The 1000-nt window shown below is 55.8% G+C and carries 1 protein-coding gene; it reads right to left on the reverse strand.

The genetic code is table 11. The annotated features are described in order from the left end of the window. Positions 1-848 (reverse strand): aldehyde dehydrogenase family protein (locus BM205_RS23900; RefSeq protein ID WP_139227395.1); only part of this gene is annotated, 848 nt, incomplete at its 3' end. Positions 849-1000: the final 152 nt, after the last annotated feature.

Genomic DNA, 1000 nt, shown 5'->3' on the forward strand with positions numbered 1-1000 from the left:
ACCGCCAGCGTCGCCGCTTCTTCCAGATCGGCATCTTCCATCACGATGATCGGATCGTTGCCGCCCAGTTCCAGCACCTGACGTTTGTACACTGCTTTGCCGGCGATGTATTTACCGATCGGCACGCCACCGGTGAAGGTGACCAGGTCGACATCGGCATTGGTCAGCATTTCATCGGCGATTTCTTTCGGATCGCCAGTGACCACCGAGAACATCTCCGGCGGCAAGCCGGCTTCGTACAGGATATCGGCCAGCAGCAAGGCGGAGAACGGCGTCTTCTCGGTCGGTTTCAACACCATCCGGTTATTCGTCGCAATCGATGGCGCCACTTTGTGGGCGACCTGGTTCAACGGATGATTGAACGGCGTAATGGCCGAGATGGCGCCCAGCAGCGGTTCTTTCATCGTGTAGACTTTGCGCTGCTTGCCATGCGGCGTCAGGTCGCAGGAGAATACCTGGCCGTCATCTACCAGCGCCTGATTGGCGGCAAACACGAAGACGTCACAGGCACGGCCGACTTCGTACAGGCTGTCTTTCTTGCACAACCCGGCTTCTGCCGTGATCAAATCGGAAACGGCATCGGTATTGGCGCGCAATATTTCCGCCGCCCGCAGCATGATCTTGGAACGTTCGAAACGTGTCAGCTTCGACTTGTACTGACGTGCGATACGGAAGGCGTCGCGGATATCGCCGACCGTCGCCTTCGGGATCGTCCCGACCAGCTTGCCGTTGTAGGGATTGAGCACCTCGATCAGGCGGTCGTTCCCGACCAGCTTGCCGCCAATCCGCATCTTCTCGCGCAACGGTTCGCCGTCTTTGACTTTGTGCAATTCGCTTAACATTGACATGTTCATCTCCAGATTAATTAATTATGTATTTGCATTACTGTTGCGCAGCATTCATCGCCAGGAAAAACACATCGAAGTTACGCAACCGATGGTCAGCTGGGATCGCGCTCAATTTGCGGTTGAACATCAGCGGCACCTTTTGTTCGGAAATG

Source organism: Collimonas sp. OK307, from assembly GCF_900113705.1.
In the GTDB taxonomy this organism is placed as follows: Bacteria; Pseudomonadota; Gammaproteobacteria; order Burkholderiales; family Burkholderiaceae_D; genus Collimonas.